23 protein-coding genes and 1 other RNA gene are annotated in these 23,454 nt (G+C 63.7%); 19 read left to right on the top strand and 5 right to left on the bottom strand.

Going from position 1 to position 23,454, the window contains the following annotated elements:
• Position 1 precedes the first annotated feature (1 nt).
• On the top strand, positions 2-1,387 hold the full coding sequence (gene accC / locus QP996_RS08310; protein WP_284872196.1) for an acetyl-CoA carboxylase biotin carboxylase subunit: 1,386 nt from the start codon (positions 2-4) through the stop codon (positions 1,385-1,387).
• A 76-nt stretch (positions 1,388-1,463) separates the two neighbouring features.
• Positions 1,464-2,387 (top strand): DMT family transporter, encoded by a 924-nt coding sequence (locus QP996_RS08305; RefSeq protein ID WP_284872195.1) that lies wholly within the window; start codon positions 1,464-1,466, stop codon positions 2,385-2,387.
• Here the strand turns inward: QP996_RS08305 and QP996_RS08300 are convergent.
• The gene (locus QP996_RS08300) at positions 2,384-3,505 is read right to left on the bottom strand and encodes a PDR/VanB family oxidoreductase (RefSeq protein ID WP_284872194.1); all 1,122 of its coding nucleotides are present in this window, start codon (positions 3,503-3,505) and stop codon (positions 2,384-2,386) included. The genes QP996_RS08305 and QP996_RS08300 overlap by 4 nt on opposite strands.
• Before the next feature lie 246 nt (positions 3,506-3,751).
• Between QP996_RS08300 and QP996_RS08295 the strand changes: the two genes are divergently transcribed.
• From QP996_RS08295 to ssrA, 8 genes are all read left to right on the top strand, one after another.
• Positions 3,752-5,131 (top strand): oxygenase MpaB family protein, encoded by a 1,380-nt coding sequence (locus QP996_RS08295; RefSeq protein ID WP_284872193.1) that lies wholly within the window; start codon positions 3,752-3,754, stop codon positions 5,129-5,131.
• A gap of 38 nt (positions 5,132-5,169) precedes the next feature.
• Entirely contained in the window at positions 5,170-6,396 is a 1,227-nt protein-coding gene (locus tag QP996_RS08290; RefSeq protein ID WP_284872192.1) for an oxygenase MpaB family protein, read from the top strand.
• A 57-nt stretch (positions 6,397-6,453) separates the two neighbouring features.
• Positions 6,454-7,827 (top strand): NAD-dependent succinate-semialdehyde dehydrogenase, encoded by a 1,374-nt coding sequence (locus tag QP996_RS08285; protein ID WP_284872191.1) that lies wholly within the window; start codon positions 6,454-6,456, stop codon positions 7,825-7,827.
• Between the two features lie 224 nt (positions 7,828-8,051).
• Positions 8,052-8,744, top strand: coding sequence for a cell division ATP-binding protein FtsE (gene ftsE, locus QP996_RS08280; protein ID WP_284872190.1), 693 nt, complete (start codon positions 8,052-8,054; stop codon positions 8,742-8,744).
• 2 nt (positions 8,745-8,746) lie between these two features.
• Positions 8,747-9,649, top strand: coding sequence for a permease-like cell division protein FtsX (ftsX, locus tag QP996_RS08275; protein ID WP_284872189.1), 903 nt, complete (start codon positions 8,747-8,749; stop codon positions 9,647-9,649).
• A gap of 16 nt (positions 9,650-9,665) precedes the next feature.
• The gene (smpB, locus tag QP996_RS08270) at positions 9,666-10,163 is read left to right on the top strand and encodes an SsrA-binding protein SmpB (RefSeq protein WP_063937186.1); all 498 of its coding nucleotides are present in this window, start codon (positions 9,666-9,668) and stop codon (positions 10,161-10,163) included.
• Positions 10,164-10,190: 27 nt separating this feature from the next.
• Entirely contained in the window at positions 10,191-10,841 is a 651-nt protein-coding gene (locus tag QP996_RS08265; protein WP_284872188.1) for an SDR family oxidoreductase, read from the top strand.
• Positions 10,842-10,906: 65 nt separating this feature from the next.
• Positions 10,907-11,298: a transfer-messenger RNA gene (gene ssrA, locus QP996_RS08260) on the top strand.
• Between the two features lie 48 nt (positions 11,299-11,346).
• On the opposite strand, the gene rhuM is transcribed toward ssrA, so the two are convergent.
• Both rhuM and QP996_RS08250 read right to left on the bottom strand, forming a co-directional pair.
• On the bottom strand, positions 11,347-12,414 hold the full coding sequence (rhuM, locus tag QP996_RS08255; protein WP_284872187.1) for a RhuM family protein: 1,068 nt from the start codon (positions 12,412-12,414) through the stop codon (positions 11,347-11,349).
• Positions 12,415-12,521: 107 nt separating this feature from the next.
• A complete protein-coding gene (locus QP996_RS08250; RefSeq protein ID WP_284872186.1) occupies positions 12,522-13,589 on the bottom strand; it encodes an LLM class flavin-dependent oxidoreductase in 1,068 nt (355 codons plus the stop codon).
• Positions 13,590-13,820: 231 nt separating this feature from the next.
• On the opposite strand from QP996_RS08250, the gene QP996_RS08245 reads away from it, so the two are divergent.
• The 3 genes from QP996_RS08245 (at position 13,821) to QP996_RS08235 (ending at position 15,917) form a co-directional block, all read left to right on the top strand.
• Positions 13,821-14,486 carry a hypothetical protein gene (locus QP996_RS08245; protein WP_284872185.1) on the top strand — a complete coding sequence of 222 codons (666 nt, stop codon included), beginning with the start codon at positions 13,821-13,823 and terminating at the stop codon, positions 14,484-14,486.
• A gap of 105 nt (positions 14,487-14,591) precedes the next feature.
• Positions 14,592-15,149, top strand: a complete 558-nt coding sequence (locus QP996_RS08240; protein ID WP_284872184.1) for an META domain-containing protein — start codon at positions 14,592-14,594, stop codon at positions 15,147-15,149.
• Positions 15,150-15,320: 171 nt separating this feature from the next.
• A complete protein-coding gene (locus QP996_RS08235) occupies positions 15,321-15,917 on the top strand; it encodes an META domain-containing protein (protein WP_284872183.1) in 597 nt (198 codons plus the stop codon).
• Between the two features lie 77 nt (positions 15,918-15,994).
• Here the strand turns inward: QP996_RS08235 and QP996_RS08230 are convergent, their stop codons facing one another.
• Positions 15,995-16,633 carry a CoA transferase subunit B gene (locus QP996_RS08230; RefSeq protein ID WP_284872182.1) on the bottom strand — a complete coding sequence of 213 codons (639 nt, stop codon included), beginning with the start codon at positions 16,631-16,633 and terminating at the stop codon, positions 15,995-15,997.
• Positions 16,633-17,376: a CoA transferase subunit A gene (locus tag QP996_RS08225; protein WP_284872181.1), complete on the bottom strand. Its 744-nt coding sequence runs from the start codon at positions 17,374-17,376 to the stop codon at positions 16,633-16,635. The genes QP996_RS08230 and QP996_RS08225 overlap by 1 nt, the downstream gene beginning before the upstream one ends.
• Positions 17,377-17,451: 75 nt before the next feature.
• Between QP996_RS08225 and QP996_RS08220 the strand changes: the two genes are divergently transcribed.
• The 6 genes from QP996_RS08220 to QP996_RS08195 all read left to right on the top strand — a co-directional run bounded on the left by QP996_RS08220 (position 17,452) and on the right by QP996_RS08195 (position 23,326).
• The gene (locus QP996_RS08220; protein ID WP_284872180.1) at positions 17,452-18,234 is read left to right on the top strand and encodes an IclR family transcriptional regulator domain-containing protein; all 783 of its coding nucleotides are present in this window, start codon (positions 17,452-17,454) and stop codon (positions 18,232-18,234) included.
• Positions 18,234-19,454 carry an acetyl-CoA C-acetyltransferase gene (locus QP996_RS08215; protein ID WP_284872179.1) on the top strand — a complete coding sequence of 407 codons (1,221 nt, stop codon included), beginning with the start codon at positions 18,234-18,236 and terminating at the stop codon, positions 19,452-19,454. The genes QP996_RS08220 and QP996_RS08215 overlap by 1 nt, the downstream gene beginning before the upstream one ends.
• Positions 19,455-19,539: 85 nt before the next feature.
• Entirely contained in the window at positions 19,540-20,583 is a 1,044-nt protein-coding gene (locus QP996_RS08210) for a siderophore ABC transporter substrate-binding protein (protein WP_284872178.1), read from the top strand.
• Between the two features lie 10 nt (positions 20,584-20,593).
• Complete coding sequence (locus tag QP996_RS08205; protein WP_284872177.1) at positions 20,594-21,568, top strand: ABC transporter permease; 975 nt, start codon at positions 20,594-20,596, stop codon at positions 21,566-21,568.
• Entirely contained in the window at positions 21,561-22,574 is a 1,014-nt protein-coding gene (locus QP996_RS08200; protein WP_284872176.1) for an iron chelate uptake ABC transporter family permease subunit, read from the top strand. Before QP996_RS08205 ends, QP996_RS08200 begins: the two co-directional genes overlap by 8 nt.
• Positions 22,571-23,326 (top strand): iron ABC transporter ATP-binding protein, encoded by a 756-nt coding sequence (locus tag QP996_RS08195; protein ID WP_284872175.1) that lies wholly within the window; start codon positions 22,571-22,573, stop codon positions 23,324-23,326. The genes QP996_RS08200 and QP996_RS08195 overlap by 4 nt, the downstream gene beginning before the upstream one ends.
• Positions 23,327-23,454: the final 128 nt, after the last annotated feature.

The following is a 23,454-nucleotide window of genomic DNA, read 5'->3' as shown; positions in this document are numbered from 1 at the left end:
CATGGCTGAATCTGAAAAGCTGCTGGACAGCGTCCTCATTGCCAACCGCGGCGAGATCGCGCTGCGCGTCATCCGCGCCTGCAAGGAGCTCGGCATCAAGAGCATCCTCGCGTACTCGGAGGGCGACCGCGACTCCCTGCCGGTCAAAGAAGCCGACCAGGCTGTGTGCATCGGCCCTGCCAACGCCGCGAAGAGCTACAACAGCCCCGAGCTGATCGTCTCCGCCGCGATGGCGTTCAAAGCCGACGCCATCCACCCCGGCTACGGCTTCCTCTCCGAGAAGTCCGACTTTGTCAAGATGGTCGAAGACGAAAACATCGGCTTCGTCGGCCCGTCGTCGGAGCACATCCGCCGCATGGGCGACAAGATCGAGGCGAAGAAGATCGCGCAGGCGGCCGGCGTGCCCACGGTGCCCGGCTCCGATGGTGTGGTGACTGAGTTCGGGGAAGCTTTAGACGTCGCTAAGCAAACTGGCTTCCCGCTTCTGATCAAGGCCGCCGCTGGTGGCGGTGGCCGCGGCATGCGAGTGGTGGAGTCCGAGGACACGCTGGAAAAAGACCTCAACGAGATCATGAACGAGGCGCAGTCCGCGTTCAACGACTCGTCCGTCTACATCGAGCGCTACCTCACCGATATCCGCCACATTGAGATCCAGGTGCTCGCGGACGGCGAGAACGCCATCGCCCTCGGCGAGCGCGACTGCACCTCGCAGCGCCGCAACCAGAAGCTCATCGAGGAAGCGCCCTCGCCCGCGATTGACGATGAGCTCCGCGCCGGCCTCCAAGAAGCCGCCATCAACCTCTGTAAAGAGGTGGGCTACAAAAACGCCGGCACCGTCGAGTTCGTCTTCGACAACATCGAGCGCAAGTACTACTTCATCGAGATGAACACGCGCATCCAGGTGGAGCACCCGGTCACCGAGATGATCACGGGTGTGGACCTGATCCAGGAGCAGCTGCGCATCGCCTCCGGGCAGAAGCTGCGCTTGACCCAGGAAGACATCCAGATCCGCGGTCACGCCATCGAGTGCCGCATCAACGCCGAGGACCCGAACGAGAACTTCGCTCCGCGCCCCGGCAAGATCGAGCACTACCGCGCACCCGGCGGTTTCGGCGTGCGCATGGACACTCACATCGAGACCGGCTACACCATCCCGCCGTTCTACGACTCCATGGTGGGCAAGCTCATCTGTTGGGCGGACACCCGCGACGAGGCCATCGAGCGCACCCTGCGCGCGCTCGACGAGCTGAAGGTCGACGGTGTGGTCACCACCGCGCCGTTCCAGGCCCAGCTGATCAACAGTGACAAGTTCCGCTCCGGCGAGTTCAACACCGGTTACGTAGCCAAGATGCTGGAGAACATGGACACGATCCCGACGGACGAGTAGCCGTCGCAACGTGTAGGGCAGGCAGCCGGGCGCATTTCGCCCCGGCTGCCTGTTCAGCTTGAGGGAGGAGAACACAGTGCTGCTGCTCATGGCCATGCTGGTGGGGGCGATCGTGCCCGTCCAGACCGCGATTAACACCCGGCTGCGACAAAGCGTCGGCTCGCCGATCGCCGCGACGTTTGTGTCCTTCATCGTCGCGGTGGTGGTCGCCTCCGTCATCGCCTGGGGTGCCAGTGGGGCACTGGTGCCAGACTTAGCGACGGCCACCGCGCAGCCGTGGTGGGCATGGCTCGGCGGGTTCATGGGCGTGATGTTCATCGCCGGCAACATCGTCCTGTTCCCCAAACTCGGCCCGGTGCAGACCGTGATCCTGCCGATTCTGGGCCAGGTGATCATGGGACTTCTGATCGACCGGTTCGGGCTGTTCCAGTCCCCGCAGGTTGCCGTGGGGCCGCTGCGCCTTCTGGGCGCGCTGATCGTGGTCGGCGGCATCGCCATGGTGCTGGAAATCGGCCGCACACCAACCATCCACGGCACCGCCGAAGGCGCCACACTGTGGCTCTTGCGTGCCTTCGGCGTGGTCATGGGCATGGGCTCGGCCACCCAAACCGCAGTCAACGGCCACCTCGGCCGCGCGCTGGGCAGTTCGCTACAAGCGGGCCAAATTTCCCTCGTAGTGGGCCTTGCGCTGCTGGCGGTCATGTCCGTGGTGCTGCCCGGTCCGCGCCGGGCGCTGGCCACCGGTATCGCGCCGGGGCCGTGGTGGATGTGGCTAGGCGGCATGCTCGGCGCGTTCTTCGTGTTCGGCGGCGCAGCGTTGTCGCCGATCCTTGGCACCGGCACCACCGTGATTGCGGCGCTGGTGGGCAACATCATCTGTGGCCAGGTGCTTGAATCCCTCGGCGTGGGCACCGGCGGGCGCCGCAGCGTGCCCACGCCCTACCGCCTCACCGGGCTTGCCATTGTGCTGGCGGGTGTGGTGATGGTGCGCATGCTTTAGCCGCGCAAGTTCTTCCACCGCTCCAGGGTAAGGGTGGGCGACAGTGAGCGGGAGACGCACGTAGCAAAGGCGCCGTTTTCGTGCTGCTCCTCCGTGAAAATGCTGTCGCGGTGGTCCGGGGTGCCGTCCACGACGCGCATGATGCAGGTACCGCATGTGCCCTCCGAACACTGCGACAAAATCGGCACGTCCTCGTCTTCGAAGACATCCAGGACGCTCTCGCCCTCCGGCACCGCGTAGGTCTCGCCGTTGAGCACGACCTCGAACGGGCCGTCCGCGTCGTGGTTGCCGGCAAGGGTTTCCTCCGCGGCGCGGAAGGCCTCGAAGTGGATGTTGGCTTTTGGCAGGTGTTGGGATGCGACCTCCATGACGCCGTCCATGAACCCCTGCGGCCCGCACACGTACAGGTGGGTGTCCTCCGGGGCGCTGTCGGATGCGGCGAGGGCTTCCTCGATGTAGCCGGACTGCTTGTCGCGCTCGCCGGTGGCGAAGATGCTCTTGGTCTGTCCATGGAGGTAGGTGTCAATGAGGTGACGCATCAGCGCCCGCTCCTGGCTGGATGCGAAATACAGCACGGAGTAGTCCGCCTGCTGGATCTGCAGCTCGCGCGCCAGCGAGAAAATCGGCGCTATGCCCACGCCTGCGCCCACTAGGATCGAGCGCTTCGCGCCGGGGGCGAGGCCGAAGTTGTTGCGGGGTGGCAGGATGCGCACCGTGTCTCCCGGCTCGATGTTGTGGGCGGCGATGGAGCCGCCCCGCGAATCCGTCTCCAGCTTCACCTCGATGCCGTAGATGGCGCGCTGACCGGAGTCTTCGGCGCTGAGGTGGTGCATGGGAAACAGGGAGAACTGTCGGACCAGCTCCTCGCCTTCGGGGGAGCGGAGCAAAAAATCCGCGTGGCAGCCCGGCTCGTAGCCGGGGATGGGGGAGCCGTCGTGGGTCTCCAGCGTGATCAGCGCGATGCCGTGGGCGCGCTCGACGTCGACGGCGGTGAGCTCGATGACGCCGGAGGGTGAGTCGGGGTGCTCTTGGCGCGCTTGCCGGCTGGCAAAAACCTCTTCGCGGTCGAGTGCGTTCGGGTCCTTCTCCTTGCTTCTGCCTCCAAAAAGCGTAGCCAAGCTGCTTAATCCCTTGCCGTTTCTCACGTCAACCTCCGTTGCAAAATTTCGCCGCAAAACTGGTTGCCGGCCTTCTGTGTAATCGATAGTATAAGACCACGCAAAAGTGATCGACACCACAAAAATGTTCGCATATCGCACAAGCAACACTTTTAGTGGTCGACAAGGTTGTCGGCGCTTGTTTGCGGCAAGGCCCAAAATCGGTCGCCCTGAGCCAGGGCCCTAAGTCAAAGGGAAGTGACACGCATGACTACCAGCACCGATGCTCGCAAGGAGCATCAATACCAACATCCAGTGCATCCCGAAATCCTGCCGATGTCGGACAATCCCTTCGAGGATTTCCGCTACTTCTACCGGGATGGCATGCCGCTTCGCCCGGCCCCGAAGCGTCGTACACGCCGACCGGGTTGGGCCACGCTACGCCACAACTTGTTCGACCGCTGGCACACCGTCGCTGACGAGTGGGAGGGCTACACCAGCTTCCAAACAAAGCTTCTGGACGATCACATGTGGCAGACCGACGAAACCGGAGCCAAGCTCGCCGAGGCTTTCAAGCGCGACGGTGCGGAGAAGTCCCGCGCCGACTTTGAAACGGCACTCAACGAGGGCATAGATAAGGTCGCCGACCCGTCGCCGGAACTGGTGGAGTTCTTCGCCGAGGTGGACAACATTCCGGACTGGATCGACCTTGAAGCCGCCGAACGCGGCCGCATTGCGTACTACAACGTCACGCCGTCTGCGGAGTTGCTCTCCATCGGCTTCGCCTACTGGGCCACGACGATGGAGGACCGCACCTCCGCGGCTACCGGCGAGACCGCCATGTTCGAGATTGAGTCGTTCACCCGCATCATCGAGACGGTGAAGTTCTTCGTGGACCTGGGCAAGAAGGGAGTGTTCGACCGTTACAGCGACGGGCTGAAGGCCGCCGTGCGCGTGCGCCTGCTGCACGCCCAGGCCAATCGCGGCCTGGAAAAGCTGTGGGGCCCGGAGCACTACAACGAGTTCGGCCGCCCCATTGGCTCGTCCTTCCTCGTCTCCGGCGAGGGCTGGTTCGCGCTCATGCCGATCGGCGTGGACGAGTTCTTCGGCCGCCCGCACACCGGGGAGGAGTGGGACGACGTCGCAATGTATTGGGCGTGGGTGCTCTACCTCATGGGCGCAGAGGAGCGCTTGATCCCGAAGACCGGCGACGAGATGCGCAAGATGACGGACTTCATCTACGCCAACGGCGGCTACTCCTCGGACTACCACGTGCGAGTGGCAACCGCTCTGATGGGCATCTTGGAGGACCTGGACCCGAAGATGCCAGCGCAGGTGCTCGGAGCGCTGTCTCTGATCATCGGCGACGAGGACACCAAGTTCATGGTCAAGGGCTCCCGGTTCGAGGGCACGCCGTACCTGCACTGGAAGATCGCTTTCCTGCTCAAGGCGAAAGCCGAGGCCGTGATCTACCGGGTGCGCGACACGCTGCCCGGCGCGCAGGCCGCGAAGGTGAAGAAAGCCGCGGACGGCAAGCCGCCGTGGTCCGACGTGTTTAAGCAGATCGAGGACTACATCGCCGAGAAAGCCCCGCACGTCAAGGCCGAGTACAAGCTGCACGACACATCCAAGGAAGGCCTGCGCTAGAGCGCGCGAGCCGACCCCAACACTCAAGGAGCACAACCATGACTCAGACTTTCGTTGACAACCCGCTCGCGCAGGATCACTACAGCCGCTCGGATTGGCCGCAGGCGCGTGGGAGCCGCGAAGCTTTCGTCGAGAAGTTTGGCGAAGAGCGCGCGAAGCGATTCGAGCAGGCGTTTTGGGCGATGGACCCCATCGCCGACGCGCTGTACACCAGCGGCAATAAGAGTAAGGACATCATGCCGAACCTGCGTGCGGCGCTCGCGCGCGGCGAAGCGGACGCAGATACGCTGCCCGAGGTCAAGGCGCTTATCGACGACATGAATGCCGCCCTCGATGGTGTGGACTGGGAACGGCTCGAGCGCGGCCAGAAAGCTGCGCTGGCGATCCCGGTGCTTGCTCAGAACCTCTCGCTCGGACCGGGCGCGCTGATCCACACCTACTCCACGCCGTCGATCGCCGACATCCTGGTCAACACCGGCGAACTCACCGAGGGCGCTGTGCACCGCCTCGCCTACACCACCAACTGGATCTACTCGGTGTATCTGAAGGACGGGCTGAAGCCGGGCAACGTCAGCTACATCCACACCGGCATGGTCCGCGCGATGCACGCGCATGTGCGCCGCGTGCAGACGCAGCTTGGCCTGGACTACTCCGAGTGGGGCGCGCCGATTTCCGAGCTGGACATGTTCCGCACCTGGTTCGACTTCACCTACATCGCGTTTACCTACCTGCGAAACCTTGGCTACCGCCTCACCCTGGAGGAGGAGCAGGACCTGTTCTACCTCTGGAAGGTCGTGGGCCTGATGCTGGGTATTCCGGGCGACCTCCTTGAACCGGAGACGGACATCGACGCATCCCAGGAGACGATCGACGCGATCCATTTCGTCGACGGCGAGCCGAACGACGCGTCCCGCGCGCTGGTGGAGGCGCTGTTCAACGGCTTCCGCACCAACGTTAAGCAGCTGCTGCCGTTCCCGGACGAGTCCATCGACGATTGGATGTACACCGCCACCCGCATCATGCACGGCGACGAGGTGGCCGACGTCTACGACGTGCCGCACGCTGTGTCCCGCCCGTTTGCTGAGCTGGATCTCCCGCTCGTGCAGCAGCGTTTTGACCTGCTGCGCGCCAACCCGGAGGCACTCGCACAAGTCGTGGAGGAAAACCACAAGACGCTTCTCGACGCGCTGACGCAGGAAACCTCCTACATGGGCCAAGACGAAGGCATCAAAATGAGCGACGGGGCTTACAGGCCCGGAGCGTAGTGATAGAGTTCACAAACGTCGGTGAAAAACAGAAACAACATTCCAGAAAGGACCATCATGTCTAACCAGTACCGCGTGCAAAACCCTGCAACCAACGAGGTCATTGAAACCTTCGACTTTGCCACTGACCAGGAAATCCAGGACATCCTGGAACGCTCCGCAGAAGCGTTCAAGACCTGGCGCAAGACGTCCTACGAGGAGCGCGCTGAGATCGTGGGCAAGGCGGCGCAGCTGCTCAAGGAGCGCTCGAACGAGCTGGCGCAGATCATGGCCTCGGAGATGGGTAAGTCTGTGCCGGAAGGTGAGTGGGAGGCCGACTTTTCCGGCGACATCCTGCAGTTCTACGCAGACAACGCTGCTGAGCACTCGGCCGACAAGAAGGTCGACGTCCCGGGTGGCAAGGCTGTTGTGCGCCGCCTGCCGCTGGGCACGCTGCTCGGCATCATGCCGTGGAACTTCCCGATCTACCAGGTTGCTCGCTTCGCGGGCCCGAACCTGATGAACGGCAACTGCATCATCTTGAAGCACGCCGAGATCACCCCGAAGTCCGGTGCGGCCTTTGAGGAGATCCTCAAGGAGGCGGGCTTGCCGGACGGCGTGTTCATTAACGTCTACGCCACCCACGAGCAGATCGAGACCATCATCGCCGACCCGCGCGTGCAGGGTGTTTCCCTCACCGGCTCCGAGCGCGCCGGTGCGAAGGTGGCGGAGACCGCCGGCAAGAACCTCAAGAAGGTTGTCCTCGAGCTCGGAGGCACCGACCCGTACGTCATCCTGGACTCCTCGGACATCAAGACCGCGGCGCAGGACGCTTGGGCAAAGCGCGTGCAGAACGCAGGCCAGGTGTGCACCTCCAACAAGCGCATCATCGTGATGGACGACATCTACGACGAGTTTGTTGACGAGATGGTGGCCATCGCCGATTCCTTTAAGAAGGGCGATCCGTCCAACCCGGGCGAGAATGAGTACTACCCGATGTCCTCCCGTCGCGCGGCAGAGCTGCTGGATGACCAGGTCAAGCGAGCTGTGGAGAAGGGTGCGAAGCTGCGCACTGGCGGTGTGTTGGAGGACAACTCGGCCTACTACTCCCCGGCGGTGCTGACCGATCTTCCGGTCGGCTCCGACGAGTACTACGAGGAGTTCTTCGGCCCGGTTGCCGAGATTTACAAGGTATCTTCCGAGGAAGAGGCCGTCGAGCTGGCAAACAACTCTTACCAGGGCCTCGGCGGCGCGGTCTTCTCCGACGATACCGAGCGCGCCATCAAGGTTGCGGACCAGATCGACACCGGCATGATCCACGTCAATCTCGGCCAGTACTTCTCCGCAGTCCTGCCGTTCGGCGGCGTGAAGCGCTCCGGCTTCGGCCGCGAGCTGTCCGTGTTCGCGCTCGACGAGTTTGTGAACAAGCAGTACCTCTACGTCAACGACTAAGACACTGCCTTATCGGCGCCGGGAAATCCCACCTGTTTTTGCAGGTGGGTTTTCCCATGGGGCCGGTTCCTGACAGATTACGTCAGGCTCTTGCACCGACCTGGGGCGATGGGGCCTGACTGACAGATTCCGCCGCGATGTGTCCTGGGGCGCGCGCGTCCCCGTCTGCCGGCCCGCCGCCAACATTCACTACAGTCACATCAGTAACAGGTAAGGTGTGTCACGTGATCCGATTCGACCATGTGACCAAGGCGTACCCGACGTCGACGCGCCCCGCGCTCGACGATGTCACGCTCGACATCCCCGACGGCGAGTTCGTGTTCCTCATCGGCGCGTCCGGCTCCGGCAAGTCCACCTTCCTGCAGCTTTTAATCCGCGAGGAAAACGTCTCTTCGGGCGACATCTTCTTCAACGACTTCCACGTCAACGCCCTGGGCGGCAAGCAAGTGAACAAGCTGCGCCAGTCCATCGGCTACGTGTTCCAGGACTTCCGCCTGCTGCCGAACTTGAGCGTCTACGACAACGTCGCGTTCGCGCTCGAGGTCATTGGCAAGCCGAAAAACCGCATCACCAAACTCGTCCCCGACGCCCTCGAGCTGGTCGGCCTCGGCGCCAAGGCGAACCGCATGCCGCGGGAGCTGTCCGGTGGTGAGCAGCAGCGCGTGGCTATTGCGAGAGCTTTCGTCGATAAGCCAAAGCTCATGCTTTGCGACGAACCAACGGGCAACCTCGACCCCGGCACCGCCGACGAAATCATGGCCCTGCTCGCACGCATTAACCGCATGGGCACCACTGTGGTCATGTCCACGCACAACGCGCGAGCGGTGGACGAGATGCGCAAACGCGTGGTGGAGCTGCAGCTGGGCAAGATCGTGCGCGACGAGGACAACGGCGTGTACGGGGACGTGAGGAGGTAGCCGTGAACTGGGAGTTTATTTTCCGTGAGGGTGTCAAAGGCCTGGGCCGCAACCTCACTATGACCATCGCGCTGATCATCACCACTGCGCTGTCGCTGGTGCTGGTGGGCACCGGCGTGCTGATTTCCAAGGCCACCACGCAGACGAAGGACCTGTACTTAGACCGCGTCGAGGTGATGGTGGAGCTGGACGAGGACATCTCCGCAAACGACCAGGATTGCTCTACGGACCGCTGCAAGCAGGTGCGCGACACCCTGCAGGCCGACGACCGCGTGGAGCAGGTGACCTTCCGCTCCCGCGAGCAGTCCTACGAGCGCTTCAAGGAACTGTTCCAGGAATCCGAGCCGGAGCTGGTGCGCGAGACCGCCCCAGACGCACTGCCGGCCGCGTTGCACGTGCGCCTGGCGGACCCGACGGACACCTCGCCGCTGGACACAATCCGCGACATGGAGCAAGTGGAGGTGATCTCCGACCAGGCAGACACGGTGCGCTCGGCGGCCGGGACGCTGAACACATTCCGCAACGTGGCGTTCGCCGTGGCGGCGGCGCAGGCGCTGGCCGCGGTGTTCTTGATCTCCAACATGGTGCAGCTGGCGGCGTACAACCGCCGCGAGCAGATCGGCATCATGCGCATGGTGGGTGCCTCGCGCTGGTTCACCCAAGCACCGTTCGTTCTGGAGGCGGTGCTGTCCGTGCTCATCGGCGCGGTGCTGGCCACCGTCGGCGTGTGGGCCGGCAAGCAGCTCATCGTGGACCCGCTGCTGGGCGACCTCTACGCCAACCAGCTCATCGCACGCGTGCCGGACAGCACCGTGTGGGCGGTCATGCCGCTGGTCGGCATCGTCGCCATGGTGCTCGGTGGGCTGGCCGCGCAGGTGGCGCTTCGCTCTTACGTGCGCAAGTAGTAGACTCATCTGCCTTATGTCCAAGAAGAACAAGAAGCAGAAGCTTTCCAACACCGGTGTGCTTGCCACCAACCGGAAAGCTCGCCATGACTACCACATCTTGGACACCTGGGAGTGCGGGCTGGTGCTGCAGGGCACCGAGATCAAGGCGCTGCGCGAGGGCAAGGTGTCGCTGGTGGAGGCGTTCGCCACCATCGACAACGGCGAGGTCTGGCTGCGCAACATGCACATCCCGGAGTACTCCCGCGGCCACTGGACCAACCACCCGCCGCGCCGCACCCGCAAGCTGCTTTTGCACCGCCGCGAGATCGACTCGCTCGAAGGCAAGGTCCGCGACGGCAACCGCACCCTGATCCCGCTGTCGCTCTACCTCAAGGACGGCCGCGCGAAGGTCGAGCTGGGCCTTGCCCAGGGCAAGCAGGACTACGACAAGCGCCGCGACATCAAGCGCCGCACCGAGGACCGCGAGATCACCCGCGATCTGGGCCGCAAGCTCAAGGGCATCAAGGCTTAAGCTTCGGATTCGCTACGGTGGGTGCCTATGAAGAAGGCACTGATTACTGGAGCATCCCGCGGCATCGGCCGCGCCATCGCCGAGGACCTGGGCAAGGACCACCACATTTACGCGGGCGCGTCGAAGGACGCCTCCGACATCGTCGCGGCGCTGCCCAGCGCCGAGCCGTTCGAGGCGGACCTCACCGATACTGACGCCATCCTGGAAGCGGCCTCCAATATCGAGGAGCTGGACGTCCTCGTGCTCGCCGCCGGCGTGATGGACCATGGCCCGCTGGAGGAGCTCACCGACGACACCTGGCGCGAGATGATGGAGGTCAACCTCTTCGCCCCCGTCACGCTCACCCGCGCGTTGCTTCCTGCCTTGCGACGCTCCTCCGGCCTCATCATCACCATCAACTCCGGCGCAGGATTCCACGGCATCGCCGAAAATTCCGCCTATTGCGCGTCCAAGTTCGCCCTCCGCGGATTCACGGAGTCCCTGGCGCAAGAGGAAGCCGGCAAGGTGCGCGTGACCTCCCTGCACCCGGGCCGCACCGACACGGACATGCTCGCCGGCGACAACGGCAGGCCGAAGATGGCAGCCAACGAGGTGGCCAAGGCGGCGCGCCTCGCCGTCAACGCCGGCCCGGATGCCGTCGTGGAGTTCCTCCGGGTGCGTCCAGCGTTTACGTCGTAAAGCCTCTTGTACATCTTGGGGCCAATGCGGTAAAGTTTTGTCTCCTACGTTTCTTCGTAGTTGAAGGGGTCGATTCTGGTTTCGACTTCATCTACTTAGCCAGGGGAAGCGTGCCGGTGCAGACAGGAGACCACCGTAAGCGTCGCTGTAACTAATAAACGCAGAGAAGAACTCTCAGCGTGACTACGCCCTCGCTGCCTAATTAGAAAGGTCCAGCGACCTGCGTGTCCGTCAGGCCGGGGATGTCCCCGACCCGGTACCTGGCGTCGACTTAGGGGACTTGCCTTCCGGCTCTGTCAGTGGGGCCTTGGAAGGGACACCTTTCACTGACTGGGCCCGTCATCCGGACATGTTCGCCTGATCCGGAGGGTCGATGAGAGACAACGTGCGAACTGCGCACGGAGAAGCCCTGGCGCGGTGATGAAGGACCCGGGTTCAATTCCCGGCGGCTCCACCGAAAGCGGACGTTTTACTAGGTAGAACGTCCGCTTTTCCGTTTCGTGGCTCAGTCAGACTTTCTGCGGGGTTGGAGACGTTTTCTTTGGGAGATCAGTTTCCGATCCGCTTCTTGAAGTGCCTCGACGAGGTTGCGGTCTGCTTCGCGGAACTCGATTTCTTTGCGCCCCTGGTCATAGAGACCGTAGCGGTCCTCGGCGAGCTTGTCCGCGTCCTTTCGCGAAATGCGACCGTGGTCGTTCAGAGGTTCGTAGTCGTTGAACTCGATGAACTGGTCTGCTTTGGTCAGCCAGTCCGACATGTGAACAACCTTGCGGCGTTCGGCTTGGTCCTGGGCATAGTTCAGGAAACCAGACACGAGGTAATTCAGCCTCCGCAGTTCATCATCCGTGAGGTAGTTCTTCGCAGTGGTCACGTCACCTTTGCGGACCACTTCGCCTTTCCAGCTGGTCAGACCGAGATTGTCAGCAGACGGATCGCAGCGCGTGGCGATGATTTCGGCTGCCGTGTTGCCTGTGATGGCGTAGTGCAGCTTGTCCTGGATCTTCGCGAAAAGGCGGTGAGTGGTCTTGCTGCTGGCGTCGTAGTCATCGGCCAGGGCAATGATGTTGCGCAGCTCCAAGTAGAGTCGCGCCTCGCTGGAGCGGATATCCCGGATGCGTGCGAGGAGCTCGTCAAAGTAATCCGTGCCGAGGGGGTCTTTCAGCTTCTCGTCGTTTAGGGCGAAGCCTTTAACAAGATATTCCTTGAGGACGGTAGTTGCCCAAGTGCGGAACTGGTTGCCGCGTGGGCCACGTACGCGGAATCCGACGGCCATGATGGTGTCGAGATTGTAATGGTCTAGGGTGCGTCCATACCCTGCGTGACCTGGCTCCTTTCGGAATTTCCGAACAACCTCATCACGATTAAGCTCACCAGTGTTGAAGATAGATTTAAGGTGCTCACTAACACCGGAACGGCTGATGTCGAAAAGCTCTGACATTTCGGCCTGGGTCATCCAGACTGAGTCATCAATGAGGCGTAATTGGACCTCGGTCCGTCCGTCCTCCGTGTTGTAGATGACGAACTCGCCGGTCGAGTCGGTGTGCGTCGTGAGGGGTGCGCTTGGATCCTGCATTACGGTTTAGGTCCTTGGAGGAGAGCTTTCGGCGGTCGGGGGCGTCGGAAGATCTAGAGATCGTCCTTATGGGCCGTCATGGTAGTCATGCCGCCGAGGCCCGAGACTTAGTCGATCGGGTAACCGGTGACCGGGCCCTCGGTGTTCGGCTGCCAGCCCAGCGCGGGGGCGACATGGGTGGCGAAGTTTTCCAGGATCTTCACGTTGACGTCCACGCCCATGCCGGTGGGGATGGTGATCAGTAGCGTGTCGGCGGCCATGACGGCCGGGTCGGCCTTGAGCTGCTCGATCAATTTGTCTGGCTCGGCGGCGTAGGTGCGGCCGAAGGTGGAAGCGCCCACGTCGGGCAGCAAGCCAACCTGGTCGGAGCCGGAGGCCTGCATGCCGAAGCGCTGCATGTCTGCGCCGTCGACGATGGGGAAGATGGAGCGGGAGACGGACACGCGTGGGGTCCAGTCGTGGCCCGCTTCCTTCCAGGCTGCGCGGTAGCGGCTGATCTGGTCCGCCTGGATCTCGCCCAAGGTCTCGGCGGTGGTCTCGGAGACCAGGGTGGAAGACATCAGGTTCAGCCCGTCCTTGGCGGTCTGCTCCGCCGAAGTGTGGGTGCCTGAGCCGTAGAAGATGTGCTTGCGCAGCTCGGGTGCCATGGGGAAGACCGGCAGGGCGGAGCCGGGCTGGAACATGTTGGGGTACTGCCGTTCCAGCGGTGCTGCGGTGGCGAACCCGTTACCGTCCACCGCGGCCATGAATGCCTCGAGATGGGCGCGCGCTACGTCCGCGCCGTTGGGGGCCTCGCCCTTGTAGCCGAAGGCCTCCCAGCCGCGCTCGGCAACCTCGGGGGCGCCGCGCGAGACGCCCAGGGCCACGCGGCCGCCGGAGAGCTGGTACAGGGATGCGGCCTCTTCGGCGAGGTAGAGCGGGTTTTCGTAGCGCATGTCGATCACGCCGGTGCCCACCTCGATGTGTTTAGTGGTGGCGGCGACAGCGCCGAGCAGCGGCATCGGGGCGGATGCCTGCGGCACGAAGTGGTGGACGCGGAAGGACGCGTTGTTCACGCCGATCTCGTCGGCCGCCTGGGCGATCTCCAGGTGGATCTTGGCGACCTTCTCCGCGGACGGGCCGCGCTGGCCGCCGAAGGCGTAATGCCCGAAGCTCAAGAAACCGAAGGCTTTCATTGCTAAACACTCCTTTTGGTGACGTATCAACAAGTAGGGTAGTGCCTCGTCCGTAGATTGTCACGGCCTCAGACAGGCCGCACCACAAACCCCGAGTGAAGGACCCCTAGTACGGCCCAAAATCGCGCATACTCGGGAGGGCTTACTTGGGGTTTGTGAGGCTAAGGGTGGCAGGAACTTTTACGCCTGTGCAAATTCGGTCCGAAGTATTGGGCTTTAGCCTCCGGTGGCATGAACCGCAACGCTATTGCAGCATTCACGGCCACGACCTTCCTGGTTGTCGGCTGCAGTGGCGCGCCCGAGGCCGAGCACGTCACGGTGACCGAGACTGTGGAGACGTCAGAGGCTGGCGCGCCGGAAGTTCAGGAGCCTGAGGAGCCGACGAAACAGGCTGATGCTGTGGCGTCGGGGGAGGCGGAGCACGTCGATAGGCAGGGCATCCCGGGCGCACCGCTGGCGTACCCGGGTGCTGGCGGCCCCGTCCCGGACAACGCGCGGCCGATCCAGACGATCAAGAGCATCGGCGATGTGCAAAACGCGCTGTTTGTCACCCCGTCCGGCAACATCGGCTGTATGATGAACCTGGCGGACGAGCCGATGTTCGACTGCGGCGTGAAGTCCTTCCTGGAAAGCGAGAAGTTCGGCATTGGTGAGCTAGGCACGCCGCGATGGATGATGGAGATCCTCGGCGGCTACCCACGTGAGCAATCTGAGCCTCCGCTTTACGACGACTCCGTGTGGCCCCCTGGCGGCGAACCCGCCGAAGTTGTGCAGTACGGCGAAGTGGTCAACCACGGACCGTTCGTGTGCGCAGTGGAGGAAACTGGGGTGACCTGTTGGGACTCCGAAAGTGGCAAGGGGGCGTGGCTGGAGCGCGACGAGGTGGTGTTTTTCTAAGCCGCCCTAGCGTGCGCTGGCCGTTGGGTTAAAGGAGCGTCCAGGTTGCGTAAAAGCTTCGTAGGGGCCCTTGAATGCTGCGAAATGCCAGGTAGGTTGGCGCTCATGACCTCCAAGACTGTAAAGACATTGTCCGCTGCAACCGCGCTCGCCGCCCTCGCCGGTGGCTTTTTCGGCGCAGGCACCGCCAATGCGCAGATGTCTTCCAACGGCCCGGACGACATCGAGGGCTGGACGCAGATGGGGTGGTCTGCCTTTAGCGGCTCGGTGATTAACAAGGGCGGCTCCCACATGCTGCTGAAGAACCTGCCGGAGGGCGCGAAGCCGTTGCCGGCAGAGAAGGCGAAGGCTGCTCTGCAGGGGACGCTGCCGTTGAAGGGCGACGCGTCCATGACGGTCACCTTTGGGGCCGACGGCAAGCTTTCGTTTTTCGACGGCTGCAACGCCGGCAGCGCCGGGTACTCCATCGACGGCACCGGTGCCGTGAAGGTCGGGACCATCGCCGAGACGCAGCGCCTGTGTGACCCGACCAAGATGAACAAGGCGGACGAGCTGAAGTCCATTCTGCGTTCGAACCCGTCGGTGTACCGCATCGATGACGAGACCATTGCACTTGCGGCCCAGGGCAAGGCCATCGAATTCTCAAAGGCAGCTGCGAACTAATCGACGTCGCTTCCGCCACCCGCTGCTCCCACCTGAGCAGCGGGTTTTCGTTTTTCTGGGGAAATCATTGAATGCGTCAAGTCTATGCGCTGGGTCAACACAAGTTTGGAGTTGCGTTGAAGTTCCTTTGAGCCCCTTGTTTGCCCGTAGTCGCTCGGTAGCGTGAGGGCCATGGTTACTTCAACCAAGACTCTCAGAAAGTTGTCCACAGCAACAGCAGCAGTCGCCCTCACGGGCGGCCTTATCGGCGTCGGAACTGCCGACGCCCAGGAGCAGAACGAAACCTCAAGCATCGATCAGTTCGTGCAGATGAGCTCGAACCTGTTCGCCGACCTCGGCGGCAAACCCGCACCAGCCCCGGCCCCGGCACCCGAGACCCCGGTCGGCTCCGAGCTGATCCAGCAGATCCCGGAAGGCGCAGACCAGCTCAAGGCCGAGCGTCTCACTGGTGCGCTGGATTCGACGCTGCGGGCAAAGAAGAACACCACCATCACCGTCGACTTCCGTGAGAACGGGCTGCTGAACTTCAACGACGGCTGCAACACCGGCACGGCCAACTACCAGATCGACAACACCGGTGCCCTGCGCATCAGCGACCTGGCTGAGACGAGGATGGCATGCGCGCCGGACGCGCAGAAGGACGCCGACGACCTGAAATCGGTGCTGCTGTCTAACCCGCAGCTGTACCAGCTCGACGCGTCCACCCTGTTCCTGTCGGGCCAGGGCCACGGCATTGAGCTGGAGAAGATGCACGGTCGCGCCTACTAGTAGCGCGCTCGAGTGATGCGAAAGCCCCGGACCGTAATGACGGTCTGGGGCTTTCGCGCTGTTCTAAGCGGCGCGCCTTAGACAGCAGCCTCGAACGGGGCTTCGGTGGCCTCGCGCACGGATTCGATGGTCTCGCCCGGCGCAACCTCGGTCAGGGTCAGCCCCTGCTTCTCGTCCACGGTGAACACGGCCAGGTTGGTGATGATCTGGTCCACGCACTTCGCGCCAGTCAGCGGCAGGCGGCACTCCGGCAGAACCTTCGAGGCGCCCTTCTTGGTGGTGTGCTCCATGAGCAGGATGACCTTTTTGGCGCCGTGCACCAGGTCCATCGCGCCGCCCATACCCTTGACCATCTTGCCCGGGATCATCCAGTTGGCCAGGTCGCCGTACTGGGAGACCTCCATGGCGCCGAGCACGGCGACGTCGATCGCGCGGGAGCGGATCATGCCAAAGGACGTCGAGGAGCCGAAGAATGACCCGCCCGGCGCCACGGTGATGGTTTCCTTGCCGGCGTTGATCAGCTCCGGGTCGACGGCGTCGTCGGTGGGGTAGGGGCCCACGCCGAGGATGCCGTTTTCGGAGTGGAGCACCACCTCAACGTCCTTGGGCAGGTAGCCCGGGATGAGGGTGGGCATGCCGATGCCCAGGTTGACGTACTGGCCGTTTTCCAGCTCTTGGGCTGCACGCGCCGCCATTTCTTGCCTGGTCCAAGCCATTACTCGCTCACCGTCCTAAATTCGATTCCGGTCTCCTGCGGGCCCACTTCGACCACGCGGTCGACGTAGATGCCGGGCAGGTTCACCTCGGCCGCGGGGATCTCGTCCACCACTTCCTCCGCCTGCACGATGGTGATCTTGCCGGCCACGGCCGCGTCCGGGTTGAAGTTCTGCGCGGTCTTGGAGAAGACGAGGTTGCCAAAGCGGTCCGCCTTGTGCGCGTGCACGAACGCGAAATCCGGGGTCAGCGCGGTTTCCATGACGTACTGTTCGCCGTTGAACTCGCGTAGTTCTTTCGGGCGGGAGTACTCGGCGATGGTGCCGTCCGGGTTGTAGCGGGTGGGGATTTCCCCTGTGGCCAGCGGGGTGCCCACGCCGGCCTTGGTGTAGAACGCTGGGATGCCCGCGCCGCCGGCGCGCATACGCTCGGCCAGGGTGCCTTGTGGGGTGAACTCCACGGTCAGTTCGCCCTCCAGGTACTGGCGCGCGTACTCCTTGTTCGTGCCCAGGTAGGAGCCGATGGAACGGGAGATCCGCTTGTCCGCGAGTAGAAGGCCGAGTCCGAAGCCGTCGGTGCCCAGGTTGTTGGAAATGATCGTGAGATCGCCGGCGCCTTGGGCGCGCAGGGCGTCGATGAGCCGGGCGGGGATGCCCACCAGGCCGAAGCCGCCCACGGCGATGGAGGCGCCGTCGTGAATGTCGGCGACTGCCTCCTTCGCTGAAGAAACCACCTTGTTAATCATGTGTGCATCCTAACTGTTGTTCGGCTACTGCACAAGGGTTCACAAAGCGAACCTTGATCGTCTAGGATCACACCCATGTCTAGTAGTGACGTGCAACTCGTGCAGAGCCTCTCCCGGGGCCTAGCGGTCATCCGTGCGTTCAGCGGTGCCCGCCCGCGTCAAACGCTTGCCCAGGTCGCGGAATCCACGGGGTTGCCGCGCGCGACGGTGCGCCGGTTCCTGCACACGCTCGTCGCTGAGGGGTACGCCGCCAGCGACGGCACCGTTTTTTGGCTCACCCCGAAAACGCTCCAGTTGGGCTTTTCGTACCTGTCCAGCCTCGGCCTTCCGGCGATCGCGCAGCCGCACTTGGACGCGCTGTCGCGCTCGCTCAACGAGTCGTGCTCACTGACCGTCCTCGACGGCCCCGACGTCGTCTACGTCGCCCGCGCCGCCGCTGACCGCATCATGAGCGTCAACATCACCATCGGCACGCGCTTTCCCGCATACGCAACGTCGATGGGCCGCGTGCTGCTCGCCGACCTCCCGCCCGCGCAGCTGGACGCCTTCCTCGCCGGCACCGCGCTCGAGCCCATCACACCGGAGACAGTCACCAGCGAGGACGCGTTCAGGCAATTGCTTATCGACGTCCAAAGGCAGGGCTACTGCATCGTCGACCAAGAACTCGAACTGGGCCTGCGCTCCGTGGCGTGCCCGGTCCGCGGCAGCGACGGCAAGGTCGTCGCCGCGGTGAATCTGTCGGCCCATGCTGGGGCGGTGGGGCACCGGGAGGTCGTCGATAGGCTGCTGCCCCCGCTGCAGGCGACGGCGAGCGCGATCGAGCGTGACCTGCAAACAACCACTTTGAAGGAGACATAATGAGCGACCCGAAAGATATTGTCATCTGCAACCCCAAGCGCACCGCGGTGGGGCGCTACGGCGGCGCATTCGTCGGCGTGCCGGTGCAGGAGCTGGCCGCGACCGTGGTCAAGGCCGTGATTGAGGACGCCGGGATCTCCGGCCAGGTGATCGACGACATCATCCTCGGCCAGGCTTCTCCCAACGGTGCCGCGCCCGCGCTGGGGCGCGTCGTCGGACTCGACGCTGAGCTGGGCGTAGACGTGCCCGGCATGCAGCTGGACCGCCGCTGCGGCTCCGGCCTGCAGGCGATTGCCACCGCCGCCGCACACGTTGCCGCCGGTGCCGCAGACCTGATCGTCGCCGGCGGTGCGGAATCAATGTCCAACACCGAGTACACCGTGGACGGAAAGATCCGTTGGGGTGCCAAGGGCGGCACGATGGAGCTCAAGGACCGCCTGCAGGAGGGCCGCGAGCAGGCTGGCGGCAAGCACCACCCGATCCCGGGCGGAATGATCGAGACCGCGGAGAACCTGCGCGAGGAGTACTCAATCGCGCGCGACCGCCAGGACAAGCTAGCGGTGGCGTCGCACGCCCGCGCCGCGGCGGCGCAGGAGGCCGGAGACTTCGACGCCGAGATCGTGCCGGTTGCGGTACCGCAGCGCAAGGGTGATCCGGTGGTGGTGGACAAGGACGAGCACATCCGCCCCGGCACCTCCGAGGAATCGCTGGCCAAGCTGCGGCCGGTTATGGGCAAAACGTTGGAGGCGGCCACGGTGACTGCCGGCAACGCCTCCGGCCAGAACGACGGCGCCGCCGCGATGATCGTGACCACCCGTGCCAAGGCCGAAGAGCTGGGGCTGGACGCATTCGCCGTGTTGCGCGGCTGGGCTGTGGCGGGGGTTGCGCCGGAGACCATGGGCATCGGGCCTGTCGACGCCACGAAGAAGGTGTTCGACCGCCTCGGCCTGACCTTCGACGACATCGACCTGATCGAACTGAACGAGGCGTTTGCCGCCCAGGCACTCGCAGTGCTCGACGCGTGGGGGATCGCCGAGGACGACCCGCGCGTGAACCCGGTGGGCTCCGGCATCTCGCTGGGCCACCCGGTGGGTGCGACCGGCGCGCGCATGGTGGTCACCGCCGCGCATCGGATGCGCCGCACCGACGCCAAGCGCGCCCTCGTGACGATGTGTATCGGGGGTGGTCAGGGGCTCGCAGCGGTGATCGAGAGGGCTTAAGGGGGCGGACAGTTTGGCTCCCAAGTTTGGTTAGCCTAATATGGGTCAGGTAACCCTTACCTTACGACTGAATGGAAGGACGACCGTGACCCGTTTCTCGCGTACCTCTCTCATCGCCCTCGCGGCCGCCGGCGCTCTCACTCTGGGCGCATGCTCCACCTCTGAATCTGGCACGGAGTCTGCCACTGAATCCGCCGCTGGTTCGGAAACGGCGGCGACCGAAGGTGCGTCGCAAAGCAATGATGCTTCCGACGGCACCGTGACCGTCACCGACAACTACGGCGAGAAGACCGTGCCCAGCCCGCCGAAGCGCGTGGTCGCCCTGGACAATCGCTCCTTCGAGCTGTTGGATTCCTGGGGTATTAAGCCCGTCGCCGCGGCGCGCCAGCTCGTGCCCAACTCCATCCCGGGCCTCGCCGATGACGAGGAGATCATCGACATCGGCAACCACCGCGAGCCGAATCTGGAAGCGATCGTCGCCGCCGACCCGGACGTGATCGTCTCCGGTCAGCGCTTCGAGCAATACGACGAAGAGATTGAGAAGCTGGTCCCGGACGCCACGCTGCTGGACTTCGAGCCGCGCGACGGCGAGCCGTTCGACCGCGAGGTGATCCGCCAGACCCTGGAGCTGGGCGAGGTCTTTGGCAAGCAGGCCGAGGCTGAGCAGGCAGTCCAGGAATTCACCGAGGCTGTCCAGCGCGCCCGCAGCGCCTACGACCCGGAGCAGAAGGTCATGGCCCTGAATGTTTCCGGCGGCGAGATCGGCTACGTCGCACCGGGCGTGGGCCGCGTGTGGGGCCCGCTGTTCGATCTGATTGGTTTCACCCCGGCGCTTGAGGTGGACAACGCCTCCGACGACCACCAGGGTGACGACATCTCCGTCGAAGCTATCGCCAGCGCCAACCCGGACTGGCTGCTCGTGCTGGACCGCGACGCGGGCGTGAAGTCCATCACCGACTCCCCGGAAGCGCTGTCCGTGATCAACGATTCCGCGCCGCTGAAGAACGTTGCCGCGGTGAAGGACGGCCACGTCTACGTCGCCCCGGCGGACACCTACACCAACGAGTCCATCATCACCTACACCGAGATTCTCAACCAGATCTCCGAGCAACTCGAGGCTGCCAAGTAGTCTGTCCCCGATGACTGATGCAACGACCACCACCCGCCCCAAGCTTCTGGACTGGAAGCTCGGGGTGGGTGTCGTCCTTGTTTGCGCCCTGCTCGCAGCATCGTTGATGGTGGGGCAGTACGACATCCTGGGCACCGAGGACGGCTGGGAGATGTTCCGCGCCACCCGTGTGCCGCGCACAATCGCGCTGGTGCTGGCCGGCGCGGCCATGGCGATGAGTGGGCTGATCATGCAGATGCTCACCCAAAACCGCTTCGTCGAACCCACCACCACCGGCACCACCGAGTGGGCCGGGCTGGGGCTGCTCGCGTCGTTTCTGCTGTTCCCGGACGGCTCCGTGATGACGCGCATGCTGCTCGCCGTCGGCGCCGCCTTCATCGGCACCATGGTGTTCTTCGCGTTCCTGCGGCGCGTGACGCTCCGCTCCAGCCTGGTGGTGCCCATCGTCGGCATCATGCTCGGCGCGGTGGTCAGTGCGGTGTCCACATTCATTGCCCTGCAGACTGATCTGCTGCAGTCCCTCGGCGTCTGGTTCGCCGGTTCGTTCACCAGCGTGATCGCGGGCCAGTACGAGATCCTCTGGGTCGTGCTGCTCGTGGTCATCGCCGTGTTCTTCTACGCCGACCGCCTCACCGCCGCCGGCCTGGGCGAAGACATCGCGACCAACATCGGGCTGAACTACAACCGCATCGTGCTCGTGGGCACCAGCCTCGTCGCGGTGGCCACCGGCGTGGTCACAGTTGTCGTGGGCAACCTGCCGTTTCTCGGGCTCATCGTCCCCAACATTGTGAGCATGGTGCGTGGCGACGACCTCCGGTCCAACCTGCCCTGGGTCTGCCTCACCGGCATTGGCGTGGTGACACTGTGCGACCTGCTCGGACGCATCGTCATCGCGCCGTTCGAGATGCCGGTGTCCGTGATCCTCGGCGTGGTCGGCGCCGCCGTCTTCATCGCCCTGATTGTGAAGAGGAGCCGGAATGCGTGAGGCAATGCGTGAAGTCGGGGCGTTTCAGACGTCGCAAAGCAAGAGGCGCTACTGGCTGCTCGTGGCGGCGCTGGCGGTGGCCGCGTTGCTGTTCACCGCAGGCCTGCTGTCCTGGGGGAACCCCATGGAGTTCGGCACCCGCGGCTACTGGCTGATCGCGCAGCGCCGCCTGAACTCCGTCATCGCGATGGCGGTGGTGGCGGTGTGCCAGGCCGTGGCGACGGTGGCGTTCCAAACGGTGACGAACAACCGCATCATCACCCCGTCGATCATGGGGTTCGAGTCGCTGTATGTGGCCATTCACACCTCAACTGTGTACTTCCTCGGCGCCGCGGGGCTGAATAACGCCCGCACGCTGGAGATGTTCGTGATCCAGCTCGTGCTCATGGTGGGCTTAAGCCTGATCCTGTACACCTGGCTGCTCGCCGGCGACAACCCGAACATGCACGCCATGCTGCTCGTCGGCATCGTGCTCGGAGGGGGACTGGGCAGCGTATCGACGTTCATGCAGCGCCTGCTCACACCCAGCGAGTTCGACGTGCTCACCGCTCGGCTGTTCGGCTCCGTGAACAACGCGGACCCGGCCTACTACCCGCTGGCCGTGCCCCTGGTGTTGGTGGCAGTCGGGCTGATGTATGCGAATTCGCGCCGACTCAACGTGCTCGGCCTCGGCCGCGACGTGGCGGTGAACTTGGGCGTCAGCCACAAAAAACACGCGGTGTATACCCTCGTGCTGGTCTCGGTACTGATGGCGGTCTCGACTGCACTGGTCGGCCCGATGACCTTCCTCGGTTTCCTGGTGGCCACTCTCGCGTACCAGTTCGCGGACACCTACGACCACCGCTACGTGTTCCCCATGGCGGCGCTGCTCGGCTACTGCATCCTGGCGGGCGCGTACTTCGTCATGAACCACATCTTTTACGCCCAGGGCGTCGTCTCCATCATCATCGAGCTGGTCGGCGGCCTGACGTTCCTCATCGTTGTCCTACGGAAGGGGAGACTGTGATCGAGCTCAACGAGGTGAGCAAGGCCTACGGCGACGACACCGCCATCGGGCCGGTCTCACTGAACATCCCGGCCGGCGGCATTACTGCGTTGGTGGGGCCGAACGGCGCCGGCAAGTCGACACTTCTGACCATGATCGGCCGGCTTTTGGCGCTGGATTCCGGCTCCGTGCGCATCGGGCAGATGGACGTGTCCTCTTCGAATCCGAAAGACCTGGCCAAAGTGGTCTCCATCCTGCGGCAGGAAAACCACTTTGTTACCCGCCTGACCGTGCGCCAGCTCGTCGGCTTCGGCCGCTTCCCCTACTCGGGAGGGCGCTTGACCGAAGGGGACGAGGAGATCATCTCCCGCTACATCGACTTCTTCGGCCTGCGCGAACTCGAGCATCGCTACCTGGACCAGCTTTCCGGTGGTCAACGCCAGCGCGCATACGTTGCGATGGTGCTTTGCCAGGAGACGGACTACGTGCTTCTCGACGAGCCCCTGAACAACCTGGACATCTCCCACTCCGTGGAAATGATGCAGCACCTGCACTCCGCGGCCCGCGAGTTCGGCCGCACCATCGTGATCGTGCTGCACGACATCAACTTCGCGGCCCGCTACGCGGACTACATCTGCGCGGCGAAGGACGGGCAGGTCTTCGCCTTCGGCACCGTGGAGGAGATCATGCGCGACGACTTGCTCACCGAGATCTTCAATACCCCGGTGCAAGTGATCGATGGCCCGCATGGGCCGATTGCCGCGTATCATTAAAACGCCTGCTGCGCTGCTGATTTGTGTGCTTTTTGGCTTCGTGGTTATATATCCATCCGTTGCTTCCGAGCGGTTCGGCCGCCTGGAGGGAACGGATAAAGTGAATAGGGGTTACGTTCTGGTTAACC

Source organism: Corynebacterium sp. MSK008 (assembly GCF_030232585.1).
Classification (GTDB): Bacteria; Actinomycetota; Actinomycetes; order Mycobacteriales; family Mycobacteriaceae; genus Corynebacterium.
This window is presented reverse-complemented; position numbering and strand designations above follow the sequence as displayed.

Coding starts and splice junctions, on each gene's coding strand:
- accC (WP_284872196.1), top strand. CDS start 2: ATGGCTGAATCTGAAAAGCTGCTGGACAGCGTCCTCATTGCCAACCGC.
- QP996_RS08295 (WP_284872193.1), top strand. CDS start 3,752: ATGACTACCAGCACCGATGCTCGCAAGGAGCATCAATACCAACATCCA.
- QP996_RS08290 (WP_284872192.1), top strand. CDS start 5,170: ATGACTCAGACTTTCGTTGACAACCCGCTCGCGCAGGATCACTACAGC.
- QP996_RS08285 (WP_284872191.1), top strand. CDS start 6,454: ATGTCTAACCAGTACCGCGTGCAAAACCCTGCAACCAACGAGGTCATT.
- smpB (WP_063937186.1), top strand. CDS start 9,666: ATGTCCAAGAAGAACAAGAAGCAGAAGCTTTCCAACACCGGTGTGCTT.
- QP996_RS08265 (WP_284872188.1), top strand. CDS start 10,191: ATGAAGAAGGCACTGATTACTGGAGCATCCCGCGGCATCGGCCGCGCC.
- rhuM (WP_284872187.1), bottom strand. CDS start 12,414: ATGCAGGATCCAAGCGCACCCCTCACGACGCACACCGACTCGACCGGC.
- QP996_RS08250 (WP_284872186.1), bottom strand. CDS start 13,589: ATGAAAGCCTTCGGTTTCTTGAGCTTCGGGCATTACGCCTTCGGCGGC.
- QP996_RS08245 (WP_284872185.1), top strand. CDS start 13,821: ATGAACCGCAACGCTATTGCAGCATTCACGGCCACGACCTTCCTGGTT.
- QP996_RS08240 (WP_284872184.1), top strand. CDS start 14,592: ATGACCTCCAAGACTGTAAAGACATTGTCCGCTGCAACCGCGCTCGCC.
- QP996_RS08235 (WP_284872183.1), top strand. CDS start 15,321: ATGGTTACTTCAACCAAGACTCTCAGAAAGTTGTCCACAGCAACAGCA.
- QP996_RS08230 (WP_284872182.1), bottom strand. CDS start 16,633: ATGGCTTGGACCAGGCAAGAAATGGCGGCGCGTGCAGCCCAAGAGCTG.
- QP996_RS08225 (WP_284872181.1), bottom strand. CDS start 17,376: ATGATTAACAAGGTGGTTTCTTCAGCGAAGGAGGCAGTCGCCGACATT.
- QP996_RS08220 (WP_284872180.1), top strand. CDS start 17,452: ATGTCTAGTAGTGACGTGCAACTCGTGCAGAGCCTCTCCCGGGGCCTA.
- QP996_RS08215 (WP_284872179.1), top strand. CDS start 18,234: ATGAGCGACCCGAAAGATATTGTCATCTGCAACCCCAAGCGCACCGCG.
- QP996_RS08205 (WP_284872177.1), top strand. CDS start 20,594: ATGACTGATGCAACGACCACCACCCGCCCCAAGCTTCTGGACTGGAAG.
- QP996_RS08200 (WP_284872176.1), top strand. CDS start 21,561: ATGCGTGAGGCAATGCGTGAAGTCGGGGCGTTTCAGACGTCGCAAAGC.